Origin of the sequence: Enterobacter sp. JBIWA005 (assembly GCF_019968805.1) — a bacterium.
In the GTDB taxonomy this organism is placed as follows: domain Bacteria; phylum Pseudomonadota; class Gammaproteobacteria; order Enterobacterales; family Enterobacteriaceae; genus Enterobacter; species Enterobacter vonholyi.
Genome location: NZ_CP074159.1, coordinates 4,022,219 through 4,039,321 on the forward strand (window position 1 = coordinate 4,022,219; position 17,103 = coordinate 4,039,321).

Genomic DNA, 17,103 nt, shown 5'->3' on the forward strand with positions numbered 1-17,103 from the left:
CCCTATCTGACGAGTTGAGTCACAAAGAAAAAGGGCCGCTTATGCGGCCCTTTCCGGGTTATTTGTTCAGCTTAATGACCTGCTTCACGTCGATTTCAAAATCGTTCCACTCTTTATCGACCTTGCCCTGGATTTCCACTTTATCCTGAGGGGTGACGGTCACGCCGTTCCAGCGCTTGTGGTCAATCTCCACATTGAGCGTGCCGGTCTCATCGCGGAAGGTGTAGCGGTCATCGGACAGGCGCTGGGTAATGTTCCCGCGCAGCTTCACCCAGCTATCGTCCTTCATCTCTTTTACCTTCACCGCAGTGGTGAGGTTAGCGTCGTTATCAACAAAACCTCCCGTCTGGGTCTGGGTTTGCGTGGCCGACGGGCCGTTAAATCCGCCCTGCGCGGCAAAAACGGGGGCAGTGGTCATCATCATGATGGCGGCAATAGCAGCGAATTTTTTCATATTAACTCTCCCTTTAATCTGGTTTCGCAGTCCATTAAACAGGGTAATCCTTAACAACTTCTTAAGGGAAAAATTTATTTATTATTGCTGTACAGCAGGCGCTTACAGAGGGTTTACTGACGGCATCAAGGAGGGAACATGCGCATTTTACTGGTAGAAGACGACACGTTAATCGGCGACGGTATCAGGGCGGGTTTAAGCAAAATGGGCTTTAGCGTGGACTGGTTTACCGACGGTAAAACCGGTCAGGCCGCGCTTGCTTCTGCGCCCTATGATGCCGTGGTGCTGGATCTGACGCTGCCGGAAATCGACGGTCTGGACATCCTGCGCGCGTGGCGCGAAAGCGGGCGCAGCGAGCCGGTATTGATCCTGACCGCGCGGGATGCGCTCAACCAGCGCGTGGAAGGGCTGCGTCTTGGCGCGGATGATTATCTCTGCAAGCCGTTCGCGCTGATTGAAGTCGGCGCCCGCCTCGAGGCGCTGGTCCGCCGCAGTCACGGCCAGACGCATAGCGAGCTACGCCACGGCAAGGTCACGCTCGATCCGACCCGTCTCGTCGCCACGCTGGACGGTGAACCGCTGACGCTGAAGCCGAAAGAGTTTGCGCTGCTGGAACTGCTGATGCGCAATGCAGGCCGCGTGCTCCCTCGTAAGACGATTGAGGAAAAACTGTATACCTGGGATGACGACGTCTCCAGCAACGCGGTAGAAGTCCACGTTCATCACCTGCGCCGCAAGCTTGGCAGCGAGTTTATCCGCACCGTGCACGGCATCGGCTATACCCTGGGTGACGCATGAAGCTGACGCAACGCCTGAGCCTGAAGCTGCGCCTGACGCTCCTCTTTTTAGCGCTCTCCCTGACGGCATGGTTTGCCGCCAGCCTGGTGGCCTGGCAGCAGACCACCCACAAGCTGGATAAGCTCTTCGACACGCAGCAGATGCTGTTTGCCAAACGGCTGCTGACGATGGATCTTGACGAGATCCGCGCCCCCGAACGGATGCGCGAGATCCCGAAAAAAGTGAAGCATGGCCGTCTCGATGACGACGCGCTGGCTTTCGCCATTTACGCCGTCGACGGCAAAATGCTGCTGAACGATGGCGAGAACGGGCGCGATATTCCGTACCACTATCGCCGCGACGGGTTTGCTAACGGGCAGCTCCAGGACGACAACGACGAATGGCGTTTCCTGTGGCTGACCTCACCCGACGGGAAATACCGCGTGGTGGTCGGCCAGGAGTGGGAGTACCGCCAGGAGATGGCGCTGGACGTGGTCAGCTCGCAGCTCACGCCCTGGCTGGTGGCGCTGCCCGTGATGTTGCTGTTGCTGGTTCTGCTCCTGAGCCGGGAGCTAAAGCCGCTGAAAAAGCTGGCGCAGACCCTGCGCTCCCGCTCGCCGGATGCTACCGATAAACTGCCGACGGAGGGCGTCCCTACGGAAGTGCGCCCCCTGCTTGATTCGCTGAATCATCTCTTCGCGCGTACCCAGGAAATGATGACCCGCGAGCGCCGCTTTACGTCCGACGCCGCCCACGAGCTGCGCAGCCCGCTGGCGGCCCTGAAGGTGCAAACTGACGTGGCGCAGCTCTCGCAGGACGATCCGCAGGCGAGGGAAAAAGCGCTGGTGCAGCTGCATGCGGGCATCGACCGCGCTTCCCGGCTGGTGGACCAGCTCCTCACGCTGTCGCGTCTGGACTCGCTGGATAATCTTGACGACGTCGAACCGATAACGCTTGCCGATTTACTTCAGTCGGCGGTGCTGGATATCTGGCATCCGGCGCAGCAGGCAGGGATTGATATTCGCCTCAACAACCGCGCCCCGCAGATCAAACGTCAGGGACAGCCACTGCTGCTAAGCCTGCTGGTGCGCAACCTGCTGGACAACGCCATCCGCTACAGCCCGCGCGGCAGCGTGGTGGATGTCACCCTGGACGCGCGTAGTTTTACCGTGCGCGACAACGGCCCAGGCATTTCACCTGACGCGCTGGCGCGCATCGGCGAGCGCTTTTATCGTCCGCCGGGTCAGGATGCCACGGGCAGCGGGCTGGGGTTATCCATCGTAAAACGCATCGCCGCGCTGCACGGTATGCGCGTCTCGTTGAGCAATGCGCCTGAAGGCGGTTTTGAAGTGAAGGTCAGCTGGTAGAAATTATTGCGTTTAATGCAAAAGACTTTGCACATTTTGCTCATTTTTCCGCTCCGTCCTCGCGCGTAGAATACTCGCCATACTTTCATCGTCGAGGACAAATAATGAGCAACATCCTGATTATCAACGGTGCAAAAGAATTTGCGCACTCTAAAGGCCAGCTGAATGACACCCTGACCGAGGTCGCGGACGGTTTCCTGCGCGACGCCGGGCATGATGTTAAGGTCGTACGCGCGGACAGCAACTACGACGTGAAGGCCGAAGTACAGAACTTCCTGTGGGCTGACGTGGTGATCTGGCAGATGCCAGGCTGGTGGATGGGCGCGCCGTGGACCGTAAAAAAATACATGGACGATGTGTTCACCGAAGGTCATGGCTCACTGTATGCCAGCGATGGCCGCACCCGCTCTGACGCGTCCAAAAAATACGGGTCAGGCGGTATGATTCAGGGCAAAAAATATATGCTCTCTCTGACCTGGAACGCCCCGCTGGAAGCCTTCACCGAGAAAGATCAGTTCTTCGAAGGCGTGGGCGTTGACGGCGCGTACCTGCCGTTCCACAAGGCTAACCAGTTCCTGGGCATGGATCCTCTGCCGACGTTTATCGTCAACGACGTGATTAAAATGCCTGATGTCCCGAGCTATATCGCAGAATATCGCAAGCATCTCGCGGAAATTTTTGCTTAACTGGTAGCCTGGAATTAAAGGAGTAGTAAACATGCTTACCGTTATCGCAGAAATCCGTACTCGTCCAGGTCAACATCACCGTCAGGCGGTGCTGGATCAGTTCGCGAAAATTATCCCGACCGTACTGAAAGAAGAAGGCTGCCACGGCTACGCGCCGATGGTGGATGCCGCCACTGACGCCAGCTTCCAGGCGACCGCACCGGACTCGATCATCATGGTTGAGCAGTGGGAAACCGTCGCGCACCTCGAAGCACACCTGCAGACCACGCACATGAAAGCGTGGAGTGACGCGGTGAAGGGTGACGTGCTGGAAACCCACATCCGCATTCTGGAGCAAGGGGTTTAAGTTTTCCCTCACCCCAGCCCTCTCCTGACGGGAGAGGGAGAACAGGTCCAGGCCCGGTGAGCGTCAGCGCAACCGGGCTTTGTTGTTTTTAGCTGCTTTTCTTCCCCGGTTTTAACCCGCGATGTAGCTCGTTGATGCGCTTCATCGACTTGATAGTGCGCTGCGGCTCGGTGGAGGCTACGGATAAAATAATCATCTCCAGACACAGCAGCACCGTGCCGTGGAGCGGGATTTTGCCCTTTTCGCCGCCGCGCGGAACGTGGATCACCACGCTGGCCTCCTTGCTGAAGCGCGAATCAAGGGCGTTGGTCAGCAGTATCGTTGGAATGCCCAGACGTTTTGCTTCACGCAGGGTGGTTTGCCCCTCCCGGTGCGCGGACTTCTGCGCCATCATCACAAGCACGTCGCCGCGCTGAAGCGCAATCAGCTGCTCGGCAAGCCCTATTCCGGTACGGTTAAGCGGCGTGGCGGGTAACCCCATGCGGCTGAACAGCCTGGCGGTATACTCGGCCAGAATGCCGGAGGCGCCAATGCCAAATATGGCGACCTGCCTCGCCTGCGCCAGCAGAGAGACCGCCTGGGCCATCGCGTAGCGGTTGTGCGGCTCGGACAACACCTCGCAGGTGTGTTGATGCCCCTCCAGAACGAAATCAATGCTCGCGTTGACGTCGCTGGCAAGCGTGTTCACCGTAGTGGACATCTTTTCGCTGGAGGTGACCACCGGACCAAACCACTGCTCAAGCGTTTGCTTGAGATCGCGCAGCCCGGCGAAACCCAGCGCCTGGATGGCGCGGACCACCGTGGCATCCGAGGTTTTCAGTTCCGCAGCAATCTCCATGGCGGTCTGTTCCATCACCGCTTCGCGATTGTCATGAATATAGCGTGCAACCTGCAGCAGACGCGGCGTCAGCTGATGCGCCCGCGCGCGAAAACGGTCGCCATAGACATCCACGCGCCCTTTCTCTTTGCGGATCACCGTGATGCCTCCGGCAGCGGACGCCCGGCAATCTGAGACTGTACCTGCGCGACCATCAGCCCTAAAGACGCGAACGAATTCGAGATCGCCTCTTCACGCGAGATCAGCACGTAATGCCCGGTTCGGCAGGCATTGAGGAACTGACACCAGCCCGGCATGACCGCATCCATCGCCGCCAGCTCGTCCTGCGGTTTACCGCCCGTATCCCCGCGCCAGGTGGCGAAGACGAAATCGGCATCCAGCTCCGGCAGGCGCTCGGCGCTGACGTCAATCCGTCCCCCTTCCGGGATGGACTCAATCAGCGGCGGGAACTTGAATCCTGCGTCGCGCAGCACGCGGCCCAGCGAGTGGTAGCTGTGCATGGCGTTAATCTTCCCCTGATTCGCCTGAATCACAGACACGGTCACCTTGCTGGTATCAATAGTCGACTTCAGCGCCTTAATCTGCTCCTGATAGCGCCGCTCCAGAACCTTGAGTCGCGCCTGCGTTCCCGTCAGCTGAGCCAGCTTGCGGTAGATCTCCGGCGCGCCGCCGTCGAGATGATCGATGCTCACCGTCGGGGCAATTTTCGCCAGCTGTTCCACCGGGGTGTTGCGGGTCGGCTCGGTAATAATGAGGTCAGGCTTTGCGGCGGCGATGGCTTCAATGTCGATATCGGCCGTGCCGATAAATTTAATGTCGGAATTATCGAAGTCGACGCCGGTCAACATGCCGCTGGAGCGCAGAAAGTGGCTACCGTCCGGCCGCGTGCGGCCATGGCTCGCCACCGGCGGCACGCCAAGCTCAATCAGCGGAATGGTGATATCCAGATCGTGTAATGAAACAATCCGCTTCGGATGAACCGGCACAACGACCTTGCGTCCCAAATCGTCGGTAAATACCTGCGTTGGCTCCGCCGCGCTTACCGCGAACCCCACCAGTAACAGCATCGAAAATAGTACGCGCATTATAGTCCCCTAAAATCTGTCCCGACGCTGCCAGAGCAGCAGCAGGAAAAACGGTCCGCCAATCAATGAAATGACAATTCCCGCCGGCAGCTGCAGCGGGAGGAATGCAAGACGTCCGACGTTATCCGCCAGCAGCACCAGCAGCGCGCCCAGCACGGCGCTTCCCGTCAGGAGCGCCGTTTGCCCACCACGCAGCAGCAGGCGCGCCATATGCGGAGCAATCAGCCCCACGAAGCCTATACTGCCCACGCACGAGACGCTGGCTGCCGTCAGCACCACCGGGGCGAGAACCCTCAACAGCGCCAGCCGCGTTATGCGCACGCCGAGACCCGCGGCGGCCTGATTGCCGAGCAACGCCACGTCCGCTGCCCGCGCGGTAAAGAGCAGCAGCGCAAAAGCGGGAGCGGCCCAGAGCGCGGCCAGGCCCACCAGCGTCCAGTTTGCCGCATGCAGGCTTCCCGCCAGCCACAGCATCGCCGTCTGCACGTCGCGCACGTCGGCAGTAGTGATAAAGACGCCCATTGCAGCGGCAAAGGTCCATGACACGCCGATGCCGATCAGGATGAACCGCGGGCGCGAGATATCGCGCGCCAGGGCGATAACTACCAGCGCGGTGAGCAGCCCACCGGCCATGCCGACCAGCGGACGCCAGGCCAAGCCCAGCCCCGGGAATTGAAAAATCAGCAGCAGTACAGCCGCGCTACAGCCCTCCTTCACGCCGATAAGCCCGGGGTCAGCCAGGCCGTTGCGGGTGATGGACTGCATTGCCGCCCCCGCCATGCCGAGCATCGCGCCGCACAGCACCGCCATCAGCAGGCGCGGCAGGCGGATATCCATCACGATGTAGCGCGTCTCCGCCGTCAGGCTCTCAGGAGAAAACAGCGCGCGCCCGATGGCGGAGGTGGGAATAGGCAGAGAACCGTGCGTCAGGCCAAAGCCCAGCAGGCTTAACGCCGCCAGCGCAATAAGCGACAGGTACGCCAGCACTTTCGGGCGAACCAGCGCCGATATACGGCCAATTCGGATCGCGCGGAATCCGGCCCGGTTCATTTGAACATCCTCGACGCCATAAAGATGAATACGGGCGCGCCGACCAGGGCCGTCATGATGCCGGTTGCCAGCTCCCAGGGGGTAAACAGCGTGCGGGCGGCGATATCCGCCAGCAGCAGAACCAGCGCGCCGCACAGGGCCGACAGCGGCACCATCACGCGTAAATCGACTGACACCAGACGGCGAATGAGCTGCGGCACGACCAGGCCAATAAAACCAATCGGCCCGGCGATAGAGACGGCCGCGCCGCAGAGTAGCGCGATGGCCAGCAGGGCGAGCAGGCGGGTTTTCAGCAGGGACACGCCAAGCCCCTGCGCCATTCTGTCGCCCAGCGCCAGCATGTTGAGCGAGGGCGACAGCCCGATAGCAAGAACAAAACCAGCGGCTGCAGCCCACAGGGCGCTCTGGAGCATCTGCGCGTTAACCCCGGCGATATCACCCGCCAGCCAGGTACGCAGGTCGAGCAGCGTCTGTTCATCCAGGATTAACACCGCGGCGGTAATCGACGAGGCAAACGCCGACATCGCCACGCCGCACAGGGTGACCTTCATCGGCGTGAGCCCGGTGCGACCGGACGAGGAGAACATCAGCACCAGCAGAAACAGCGCGGCGGCACCGGCGGCGGCGATCAGCGGGCGACCAAACGGCAGCGACAGGCCAAGCGCGTTGACGCTCACCACTGCCAGCGCAGCCCCGGCGTTGAGCCCCAGAATATGCGGCTCGCCTAGCGGGTTGCGGATCACAGACTGCAGCAGCACGCCCGCCACGCCGAGCGCGGCGCCCGTCACCATCGCGGCGCAGAGGCGCAGCAGTCGTAATTTGATAATGACGTTATGGTCGAAATTGCGCGGGTCGAAGTGGATGAATGCCTCCACTACCGTCTGCGGGGCGATAAAGCGTGCGCCGATGCCAAGATGCGTAATCGCACCCAGTGCCAGCAGCAATATAAAAATCAGGAAGGCCAGAGAAGCGCGTATCATGGCTGTTCAAGGCTCTGGCGAAACGGCATAAAGAACGGCTTTCCGGTCAAGGGGTTAATGGACATATGCACGTCCACGTCAAACACCGCTTTGATCAGTTCCGGCGTGCAGACGTCGCCCTCATGTAACACCCCCTCAACTTTCCCCTGGCGTAAAAAAACCAGCGAATCGCCGTAGTTTACGGCAAAGTTGAGATCGTGCAGCACTACCACCACGGTACGCCCGTGCTGGCGGGTCAGGGCATGCAGCAGTTCCAGGATCTCCACCTGGTAGCGGAGATCGAGATATGTTGTCGGCTCGTCAAGCAGGATATACGGCGTTTGCTGCGCCAGCGCCATGGCGATCCAGCAGCGCTGACGCTGGCCGCCGGATAAGCTTTCCACCGGCATATGGGCAAACTCTGCAGTGCCGGTCAGGCGCAGGGCCTCTTCTACCGCCAGCTCGTCCTCGTCGCTCCACTGACGCATAAAGTTCTGCCAGGGAAAACGCCCGCGCGAAACCAGTTCAAAAACGGTTAACCCTTCCGGAAGCAGCGGCGACTGCGGCAGAATGCCAAGCTGACGGGCGACCGCTTTGGTGGGCTGCTCGTGGATCGCCTTGCCGTCGAGAACTGCCGCGCCGCCAAGCGGCTGGAGCAAACGCGCAATGGTGCTCAGCAGCGTGGATTTCCCACAGCCGTTCGCCCCTACCAGCACGGTCATTTTCTGCTGTGGGATCGCAAGGGAGATATCATCAACGATGATTTTTTTCTGATAGCCCGCTGAGAGGTTCTCCAGAACCAGACCCGGTTTGTGTGTGTTGTGAGCCACGTGAACGCCAACGTAATGAAAAACCAATAAATAAAAATAAAACTCATTCTCTTTTGAGAGTTTGACGCCGCGCCATGTAGTAGTCAAGCGAAGAAACACCCTGGAAAAACCAGGGGTAAGCCTGAGTAAAAGTGAAAAATGGACGGCTTGTAAAAACATCTATTTCAATGACTTAATTATTATCCCGCTGCGCTTGTACGCACGGTTAAACGCTGTAGTCGATTTTTTCTTTTTTCCATTTACTACTACATTTACGCATGATTGAATGATTCTCAATTACATGTCCGATGCCACTTCCGGCTAACGGACAGACCGTAAAGGGCAATGACTCACACAGTTTGCCGCGAAACGTCATTCGCGGGATATTTCGGGATAACAGATGTAATGGCTACGTTCACACCTTCACTCTCTAGGGTAAAAGGGCGCGCGCTCTTTTCACTGCTGTTTATGGCGCCGCTGGTTCAGGCAGCAGACAACACCGCGGCTAAAGACGGCGAAACGCTTACCGTCACCGCCGATCCAAATACGACGGCGGAGGCCACCAACGGCTATCAGCCGCTGAACACCTCCACCGCGACGTTAACCAACATGCCGATGCTGGATATACCGCAGGTGGTCAATACCGTCAGCGATAAAGTGCTGGAGGATCAGCACGCCACTACGCTGGATGAAGCGCTGTACAACGTCAGCAACGTGGTACAGACCAACACCCTGGGCGGTACGCAGGATGCCTTCGTGCGCCGCGGGTTTGGCGCAAACCGCGACGGATCGATCATGACTAACGGCCTGCGCACCGTCCTGCCGCGCAGCTTTAATGCCGCAACCGAGCGCGTGGAGGTGTTGAAAGGCCCGGCCTCGACGCTCTACGGTATTCTCGATCCGGGTGGCCTGATCAACGTTGTCACCAAACGCCCGGAGAAGACCTTCGGCGGCTCCCTTTCCGCCACCTCTTCCAGCTTTGGCGGCGGCACCGGACAGATCGATGTTACCGGCCCGATTGACGGCACGCGCCTGGCGTATCGCCTGACGGGCGAATATCAGGACGAGGATTACTGGCGTAATTTTGGCAACGAACGCAGCACCTTTATCGCCCCGTCGCTCACCTGGTTCGGCGACGACGCCACCGTGACCGCGCTCTATTCGCATCGCGACTATAAAACGCCGTTCGATCGCGGAACGATCTTCGATCTCAACACTAAAAAAGCCGTCGACGTCGATCGCAAAACCCGCTTTGATGAACCGTTTAACGTGACCGACGGGCAGTCCGATCTCGCTCAGCTCAATGCGGAATATCGCCTCAACAGCCAGTGGACCGCGAAGTTTGACTATAGCTACAGCCAGGATAAATACAGCGATAACCAGGCGCGCGTGATGGCCTACGATTCAAAAACCGGCAACCTGACCCGCCGCGTGGATGCGACCCAAGGCTCGACACAGCGTATGCACACGACGCGCGCGGATCTGCAGGGGAACGTGGACATCGCGGGCTTTTACAATGAGATCCTGACCGGCGTGTCGTATGAGAATTACGATCTGCTGCGTACGGACATGATCCGCTGTAAGAACGTTAAGGATTTCAATATCTATCATCCGACGTATGGCAAACTCGGCAAATGCACCACCGTGTCGGCGTCCGACAGCGACCAGACGCTGAAGCAGGAGAGCTACTCCGCCTATGCGCAGGACGCGCTGTACCTGACCGATAAGTGGATCGCCGTCGCCGGGATGCGCTATCAGTATTACACCCAGTACGCGGGCAAAGGCCGCCCGTTCAACGTCAACACCGACAGCCGCGACGAACAGTGGACGCCGAAGCTGGGGCTGGTTTATAAGCTCACGCCAGCGGTCTCGCTGTTTGCCAACTACTCGCAAACGTTTATGCCGCAGTCGTCCATTGCGAGCTACATCGGCGATCTGCCGCCGGAAACGTCGAATGCTTACGAGGTGGGCGCAAAGTTCGACCTGTTCGACGGGGTTACCGCCAATATCGCGCTGTTTGATATTCACAAACGCAACGTGTTGTACAACGAAAGCGTGGGAGGGGAAACCATCGCCAAAACGGCGGGCCGCGTGCGCTCCCAGGGCGTGGAGGTGGATCTGGCCGGTTCACTGACCGAGAACACCAATATTATCGCCAGCTATGGCTATACCGACGCGAAGGTGCTGGAAGATCCGGACTACGCGGGCAAACCGCTGCCGAACGTGCCGCGCCATACCGGCTCCCTGTTCCTGACCTACGATATTCACAATGCGTTTGCCGGTAATACCCTGACGCTGGGCGGCGGCGGGCACGGCGTAAGCCGTCGTTCCGCAACCAACGGTGCGGATTATTATCTGCCGGGCTATTTCGTGGCGGATGCGTTTGCGGCGTACAAGATGAAGCTACAGTATCCGGTGACGCTGCAGGTGAACGTGAAGAACCTGTTTGATAAAACCTACTACACCTCATCTATCGCCACCAACAATCTGGGTAATCAGATTGGCGACCCGCGCGAAGTGCAGTTTACGGTGAAGATGGAGTTTTGATGTAAAAAGCCCGGTGGCGCTAACGCTTACCGGGCCTACGATCCATTCCCTCTCGCTGTGGGAGAGGGTTAGGGTGAGGGCATCAGGCCTCAATATCCGCCATATCGCCTTTCTCCTGCAGCCAGTTACGACGGTCTTCCGAACGTTTCTTGGCAAGGAGCATATCCATCATGGCGTTGGTCTGCTGTTCGTCTTCGTCGCTGATCGTAAGCTGCACCAGACGGCGCGTGTTCGGATCCAGCGTCGTTTCGCGCAGCTGCATCGGGTTCATCTCGCCCAGCCCTTTAAAGCGCTGAACGTTAGGTTTGCCCTTCTTGCGCTTCAGCTGTTCCAGCACGCCCGCTTTTTCTTCTTCCGTCAGCGCGTAGTAAACCTCTTTGCCGAGGTCGATACGATAAAGCGGCGGCAGCGCCACGTGGACGTGACCATTTTTAACCAGCGTGCGGAAGTGCTTCACAAACAGCGCGCACAGCAGCGTGGCGATGTGCAGACCATCGGAATCCGCATCCGCGAGGATACAGATCTTGCCGTAGCGCAGCTGGCTCAAATCGTCGCTGTCCGGATCGATACCGATCGCCACCGAGATATCGTGGACTTCCTGCGAGGCCAGCACTTCATCTGAAGAGACCTCCCAGGTGTTCAGGATTTTCCCCTTGAGCGGCATGATCGCCTGATATTCACGGTCGCGAGCCTGCTTGGCCGACCCGCCCGCCGAGTCCCCTTCCACGAGGAATAGCTCGGTACGGTTGAGATCCTGCGCGGTACAGTCCGCCAGCTTGCCCGGCAGCGCAGGGCCGCTGGTCAGCTTTTTACGCACCACTTTCTTCGCGGCACGCAGACGACGCTGGGCGCTGGAAATCGCCATTTCAGCCAGCATCTCTGCTGCCTGAACGTTCTGGTTCAGCCACAGGGTAAACGCATCTTTCACCACGCCGGAAACGAACGCCGCGCACTGGCGTGACGACAGACGCTCTTTGGTCTGACCGGCAAACTGCGGATCCTGCATCTTCACGGAGAGCACGTAGGCGCAGCGGTCCCAGATATCTTCCGCCGACAGCTTCACGCCGCGCGGCAGGATATTGCGGTATTCGCAAAATTCGCGCATCGCGTCCAGCAGCCCCTGACGCAACCCGTTGACGTGGGTACCGCCGAGCATGGTTGGGATCAGGTTGACGTAGCTTTCGGTCAGCAGTTCGCCGCCTTCCGGCAGCCACAGCAGCGCCCAGTCGACCGCTTCGGTATCGCCGCTAAAGTTACCGACGAACGGTTTTTCCGGCAGCGTCGGCAGGCCGTTTACCGCTTCGCACAGGTAGTCGTTCAGGCCATCGGCGTAGCACCAGGTCTGCTCGGTATTGTTGACGTTATCCTTAAAGGTAATTTCCACACCCGGACACAGCACCGCTTTGGCTTTCAGCAGGTGCGTCAGGCGGGATACGGAAAAGCGCGGGCTGTCGAAGAAGCTTTCGTCAGGCCAGAAGTGGACGCTGGTGCCGGTGTTGCGTTTGCCGCACGTGCCGACAACCTGCAGATCCTGCACTTTCTCGCCGTTTTCAAACGCGATGTTATAAATCTGGCCGTCGCGACGGACGTTCACTTCCACGCGTTTGGACAGGGCGTTCACGACGGAAATCCCCACGCCGTGCAGGCCGCCGGAGAACTGGTAGTTCTTGTTGGAGAACTTACCGCCCGCATGCAGACGACAGAGGATCAGCTCAACGGCAGGCACGCCCTCTTCCGGATGGATATCCACCGGCATGCCGCGCCCGTCGTCGATGACTTCCAGCGACTGATCGGCATGCAGGATAACGTCAACGCGTTTGGCATGGCCCGCCAGCGCTTCGTCCACACTGTTATCAATAACTTCCTGGCCCAGATGGTTTGGGCGCGTTGTATCGGTGTACATCCCCGGGCGGCGGCGAACCGGCTCAAGCCCGGTGAGGACCTCAATGGCATCAGCGTTATAGGTTTGCGTCATGATTTAAACTAGCAATTCGCATTGATTGTCAGTGGCTGTGCAGTCCAAGAAAATCGACAATCTGGGTGAAATGATTCTCAAAGCCCGTGAAAGCATGGTTTCCGCCCTCTTCTATAGTCTGGCGGCAGGAGGCGTAATACGCCACTGCCTGGCGGTAATCCAGCACTTCATCACCCGTCTGCTGCAACAGCCAGATGAGATCCGGCGCCTCAAGCGGGTCGACCTGCATAACTTTGAGATCGTAAATATGGCGTGACTCTAGCACATATTGCTGCCCGGTGTAGGGGTTCTCGTTTTCGCCAAGAAAGTCCCTCAGCAACTCAAATGGCCGAACCGCCGGATTAACGACAACGGCAGGTAGCATGAAGCATTGTGAGAGCCAGGTGGCGTAATACCCGCCCAGCGAGGAACCGACCACACCGAAGGTTTCGCCGCCGTGCGCAAGCACAATGGATTCCAGCATCTCCGCGGCCTCTGCCGGGTAAGGCGGCAGCTGCGGGATAATCATCTCAACGTCGGGGTGATGCTCGCTCAGCCACTGGCGAAACAGTGTCGCTTTTGCGGAGCGCGGCGAGCTGTTGAATCCGTGCAGATAAAGGAGCGTAGACATCAATAGCCTTCTGAAGCGGTATCCGGGCGGAATTTTGCACCGGTCAAACGGCAGACTTCCGTGGTCAGCGTGCCGTCGGCATGCAGTTCCAGCCAGCGCCAGCCTGGCGCAATGGTATCCAGCGTAAAGTTGGCGCAGTGCGGCTTAAACTGAACGCAGGTCGACGGCGTCGCCAGCATGCGGCGCCCGTTCCAGTCGAGATCCTGTTCCTGGTGAATATGTCCACACAGCAGGTTTTTCACTCGCGGGAACTTCGCCAGCACGCGATCCAACGCTGCGGAGTTGCGCAGACTGTGCTGATCGAGCCAGCTACAGCCCGCCGGCAGAGGGTGATGATGAAGCAACAGCAGCGTGTGACGTTCAGGTTCAGCAGCCAGTTTGGTCTCCAGCCAGTCGAGCTGAAACTCGCTTAACTCACCGTGCGGGACGCCAAACACCTGGCTGTCCAGCAGCAGGATCTGCCACTGGTCACCCGCAAAAACACATTTCGCCGGAGAAATACCCGCATCCTGGAGAGAACTGTACATAGCGGGCTGGAAGTCATGATTTCCTGGCAGCCAGACGCAAGGCACGCTAAAGCTCGCGATGCCTTCAGCAAAATGCTGGTAGGCCGCGGAAGATTGGTCCTGCGCCAGATCGCCCGTTGCGACAATCAGATCGCATGCACGGTTTTCGGCGTGAATGGCGCTAAGTACCGCCTGATAACTCTCCCAGGTATTCACCCCCAGCAGCGTTTCATGCTTTTCGGCAAAAAGGTGGGTATCGGTGATTTGTAATATCCTGACTGGCGCCCCACCAGCAACAGTCAGGTTCAACAGGCTTTCCAAATGGTGTCCTTAGGTAGGTTTATGACGCTAACAAACCGGAATCGCCATTGCTCCATGTGCTAAACAATATCTTAGCCAGTCGGCTAAAAACTGGTTAATTTGATGCTTTTCGTCGCGTTGATGCAACTTTTTATTCGGGTAATCATACCGCGCCTTGAAGCGAAAGATCTGCTGGCTTGAACACACTTCAGCGACCATCGCGTCGTGATAGAGGCGTACCGTCATTGACGGCAGGCTCCAGTAGCTAATGCTGGGTGCCGTTTGCTCAATTTCCACCAGCGTAGTGTAGCGCGTTGATTCTGTTATCGTTAAACGATACTGCGCGTTGCTCACCTGATAGCTTACCGTTTCGCCGGGTGCGTCGTTTTTCGGCAGCAGGCGGCGCAATTGTGCGAAATTGGTTTCGCACAGGCGCATCATTTCTGGGAAGTCAGGCGTATAGCGCTTCATTTTTTCCACTCGTTTCGTAATGTCTGATAATGCAGCTGCAGCCATTGCAGGGCGATGACAGACGCTGCGTTGTCGATTTTCCCCTCTTCTACCCACTGATAAGCCTGTTCCCGGCTCACCACATGAACCCGAATATCTTCGTTTTCATCTGCCAGACCGTGGATCCCTTCCGCCGTCGTGGCGTCCACTTCGCCCACCATAATGGACAAGCGCTCGCTGGTACCTCCCGGGCTTGCCAGATAGCTCAGCACCGGTTTTGTGCGGCCCACCACCAGCCCGGCCTCTTCCAGCGCCTCGCGTCGGGCGACGTCTTCAACCGTCTCACCTTCTTCGATCATCCCGGCCACCATTTCCAGCAGCCACGGGCTCTCACTGACGTCATAAGCGGCGATGCGGATCTGCTCCACCAGCACAACTTCGTCACGCACTGGGTCAAAGGGTAGCAAGACTGCCGCATGCCCGCGCTCAAAAATTTCGCGTCTGATTTCGCCGCTCATTTCCCCGTTAAACAGACGATGCCTGAAACGGTAAAGATCCATTGAAAAAAAACCGCTATAAAGCGTTTCTCGTGCAATAATTTCTACATCGTTTTTGGCGAATGTCACGGGCAACTTTTCTGGTTTTTGCATGAGTCGAGTCCTGGTAGCAATGGTGATGAAATTGTGAATTTCAAGGCTGTTTGGCTGCCGTTTGTAAGGCTATATGGTAGATTGGTGCAAATTACCGCCAGATGGCACGTAACGCCAACCTTTTGGTGTGGATGATTCTGTTAGAATCGGCAATTATTTTTTAATTAGATCAGCGCTAATACTGCTTCACAACAAGGAATGCAAATGAAGAAATTGCTCCCCATCCTTATCGGCCTGAGCCTGACGGGCTTCAGTGCAATGAGCCAGGCGGAAAACCTGTTACAGGTCTACCAGCAGGCACGTCTGGGCAACCCTGATTTACGTAAATCAGCGGCCGATCGTGATGCTGCGTTTGAAAAGATTAACGAAGCTCGTAGCCCCTTGCTGCCACAGTTAGGTTTAGGTGCAGATTATACCTACAGCAACGGTTTCCGCGACGCTAACGGCGTAAACTCCAATGCTACCAGCGCCTCACTGCAATTAACACAGACGCTGTTTGATATGTCCAAATGGCGTGCCCTGACCCTGCAGGAAAAGAGCGCAGGCATCCAGGATGTGACCTATCAGACCGACCAGCAGACGCTGATCCTGAATACTGCCACGGCGTACTTCAACGTGCTGAGCGCGATTGACGCACTCTCCTACACCGAAGCGCAGAAACAGGCCATTTACCGTCAGTTAGATCAAACCACCCAGCGCTTCAACGTGGGTCTGGTCGCGATCACCGACGTGCAGAACGCCCGTTCACAGTACGACACCGTGCTGGCTAACGAAGTGACCGCGCGTAACAACCTCGACAACGCGCTGGAATCCCTGCGTCAGGTCACCGGCAATTACTATCCTGAGCTGGCCTCCCTGAACGTCGACAGCTTCAAAACGGATAAGCCGCAGGCTGTTAACGCCCTGCTGAAAGAGGCGGAAAACCGCAACCTGACGCTGCTGCAGGCGCGTCTGAGCCAGGACCTGGCCCGCGAGCAAATTCGTCAGGCGCAGGACGGCCATCTGCCAACCCTGAGCCTGAGCGCGTCTACCGGTGTCTCTGATACAACCTACAGCGGCTCTAAAACCAATACGTCCCAGTATGACGACAGCAATATGGGCCAGAACAAGGTGGGCCTGAGCTTCTCCCTGCCGCTGTATCAGGGCGGTCAGGTCAACTCCCAGGTGAAACAGGCGCAGTACAACTTTGTTGGCGCGAGCGAGCAGTTGGAAAGCGCCCACCGCAACGTGGTGCAGACCGTGCGCTCCTCCTTCAACAACGTGAACGCCTCAATCAGCAGCATCAACGCCTATAAACAGGCCGTTGTGTCTGCACAGAGCTCCCTGGACGCGATGGAAGCAGGTTACTCGGTCGGTACACGTACTATTGTGGACGTGCTCGATGCGACCACCACGCTGTACAACGCGAAACAGCAGCTCTCCAGCGCGCGTTACCAGTACCTGATTAACCAGCTGAACATCAAACAGGCTCTGGGTACGCTGAACGAGCAAGACCTGCAGATGCTGAACAGCGCGTTGGGCAAACCAGTCTCCACCTCTCCGGACAGCGTTGCACCGGAGAACCCGGAGCAGGTTGCCGCGGTTGATAACTTCAACGCTAACGGCACTACCCCTGCTGCACAGCCTGCTGCCGCGCGAACCACAGCGCCTGCCAGCAAGAGCAATAATCCGTTCCGTAACTAAGAGTGTCATCA

At 58.0% G+C, this 17,103-nt stretch carries 17 protein-coding genes; 6 read left to right on the top strand and 11 right to left on the bottom strand.

Translation table 11 applies throughout. The features are described 5' to 3' along the window. Window positions 1-58: 58 nt before the first annotated feature. The gene (locus tag KGP22_RS19080; RefSeq protein ID WP_149367625.1) at window positions 59-454 is read right to left on the bottom strand and encodes a YgiW/YdeI family stress tolerance OB fold protein; all 396 of its coding nucleotides are present in this window, start codon (window positions 452-454) and stop codon (window positions 59-61) included. Between the two features lie 138 nt (window positions 455-592). On the opposite strand from KGP22_RS19080, the gene qseB reads away from it, so the two are divergent. The 4 genes from qseB to KGP22_RS19100 all read left to right on the top strand — a co-directional run bounded on the left by qseB (window position 593) and on the right by KGP22_RS19100 (window position 3,630). Next, window positions 593-1,252 (top strand): quorum sensing response regulator transcription factor QseB, encoded by a 660-nt coding sequence (qseB, locus tag KGP22_RS19085; protein ID WP_023326078.1) that lies wholly within the window; start codon window positions 593-595, stop codon window positions 1,250-1,252. Beyond that, a complete protein-coding gene (gene qseC, locus KGP22_RS19090) occupies window positions 1,249-2,598 on the top strand; it encodes a quorum sensing histidine kinase QseC (protein WP_223580513.1) in 1,350 nt (449 codons plus the stop codon). The genes qseB and qseC overlap by 4 nt, the downstream gene beginning before the upstream one ends. A 104-nt stretch (window positions 2,599-2,702) precedes the next feature. Next, complete coding sequence (locus KGP22_RS19095; RefSeq protein WP_111963279.1) at window positions 2,703-3,284, top strand: NAD(P)H-dependent oxidoreductase; 582 nt, start codon at window positions 2,703-2,705, stop codon at window positions 3,282-3,284. A gap of 31 nt (window positions 3,285-3,315) precedes the next feature. Continuing rightward, a complete protein-coding gene (locus KGP22_RS19100; RefSeq protein WP_032664433.1) occupies window positions 3,316-3,630 on the top strand; it encodes a putative quinol monooxygenase in 315 nt (104 codons plus the stop codon). Between the two features lie 88 nt (window positions 3,631-3,718). Here the strand turns inward: KGP22_RS19100 and KGP22_RS19105 are convergent, their stop codons facing one another. Genes KGP22_RS19105 through KGP22_RS19125 form a run of 5 tightly spaced genes read right to left on the bottom strand, consistent with a single transcriptional unit; the run spans window position 3,719 to window position 8,392 of the window. After that, on the bottom strand, window positions 3,719-4,606 hold the full coding sequence (locus KGP22_RS19105) for a MurR/RpiR family transcriptional regulator (protein WP_111963280.1): 888 nt from the start codon (window positions 4,604-4,606) through the stop codon (window positions 3,719-3,721). Beyond that, window positions 4,603-5,553, bottom strand: coding sequence for an iron-siderophore ABC transporter substrate-binding protein (locus KGP22_RS19110; RefSeq protein ID WP_111963281.1), 951 nt, complete (start codon window positions 5,551-5,553; stop codon window positions 4,603-4,605). Before KGP22_RS19110 ends, KGP22_RS19105 begins: the two co-directional genes overlap by 4 nt. Before the next feature lie 9 nt (window positions 5,554-5,562). Further along, the gene (locus KGP22_RS19115; protein ID WP_223580514.1) at window positions 5,563-6,603 is read right to left on the bottom strand and encodes an iron ABC transporter permease; all 1,041 of its coding nucleotides are present in this window, start codon (window positions 6,601-6,603) and stop codon (window positions 5,563-5,565) included. Continuing rightward, window positions 6,600-7,583, bottom strand: coding sequence for an iron ABC transporter permease (locus tag KGP22_RS19120; protein WP_223580515.1), 984 nt, complete (start codon window positions 7,581-7,583; stop codon window positions 6,600-6,602). The genes KGP22_RS19115 and KGP22_RS19120 overlap by 4 nt, the downstream gene beginning before the upstream one ends. Further along, entirely contained in the window at window positions 7,580-8,392 is an 813-nt protein-coding gene (locus tag KGP22_RS19125; protein ID WP_111963345.1) for an ABC transporter ATP-binding protein, read from the bottom strand. The genes KGP22_RS19120 and KGP22_RS19125 overlap by 4 nt, the downstream gene beginning before the upstream one ends. 384 nt (window positions 8,393-8,776) lie before the next feature. On the opposite strand from KGP22_RS19125, the gene KGP22_RS19130 reads away from it, so the two are divergent. After that, entirely contained in the window at window positions 8,777-10,918 is a 2,142-nt protein-coding gene (locus KGP22_RS19130) for a TonB-dependent siderophore receptor (protein ID WP_223580516.1), read from the top strand. Window positions 10,919-11,000: 82 nt separating this feature from the next. Here KGP22_RS19130 and parE read toward each other — a convergent pair whose 3' ends face one another. The 5 genes from parE to nudF are packed head-to-tail and all read right to left on the bottom strand — an operon-like array spanning window position 11,001 to window position 15,409. Continuing rightward, window positions 11,001-12,893 carry a DNA topoisomerase IV subunit B gene (parE, locus tag KGP22_RS19135; RefSeq protein ID WP_111963285.1) on the bottom strand — a complete coding sequence of 631 codons (1,893 nt, stop codon included), beginning with the start codon at window positions 12,891-12,893 and terminating at the stop codon, window positions 11,001-11,003. A gap of 28 nt (window positions 12,894-12,921) precedes the next feature. After that, on the bottom strand, window positions 12,922-13,503 hold the full coding sequence (gene yqiA / locus KGP22_RS19140; protein ID WP_047173609.1) for an esterase YqiA: 582 nt from the start codon (window positions 13,501-13,503) through the stop codon (window positions 12,922-12,924). Next, window positions 13,503-14,330 (bottom strand): 3',5'-cyclic-AMP phosphodiesterase, encoded by an 828-nt coding sequence (gene cpdA, locus KGP22_RS19145; RefSeq protein WP_111963286.1) that lies wholly within the window; start codon window positions 14,328-14,330, stop codon window positions 13,503-13,505. The genes yqiA and cpdA overlap by 1 nt, the downstream gene beginning before the upstream one ends. Before the next feature lie 27 nt (window positions 14,331-14,357). Next, window positions 14,358-14,780, bottom strand: coding sequence for a DUF1249 family protein (locus tag KGP22_RS19150; protein WP_014833293.1), 423 nt, complete (start codon window positions 14,778-14,780; stop codon window positions 14,358-14,360). Beyond that, window positions 14,777-15,409: an ADP-ribose diphosphatase gene (nudF, locus tag KGP22_RS19155; RefSeq protein WP_008502974.1), complete on the bottom strand. Its 633-nt coding sequence runs from the start codon at window positions 15,407-15,409 to the stop codon at window positions 14,777-14,779. The genes KGP22_RS19150 and nudF overlap by 4 nt, the downstream gene beginning before the upstream one ends. Window positions 15,410-15,613: 204 nt before the next feature. Here nudF and tolC point away from each other — a divergent pair, with 204 nt between their 5' ends. Further along, window positions 15,614-17,092 (top strand): outer membrane channel protein TolC, encoded by a 1,479-nt coding sequence (gene tolC / locus KGP22_RS19160; RefSeq protein WP_111963287.1) that lies wholly within the window; start codon window positions 15,614-15,616, stop codon window positions 17,090-17,092. The last annotated feature ends 11 nt before the right edge of the window (window positions 17,093-17,103 follow it).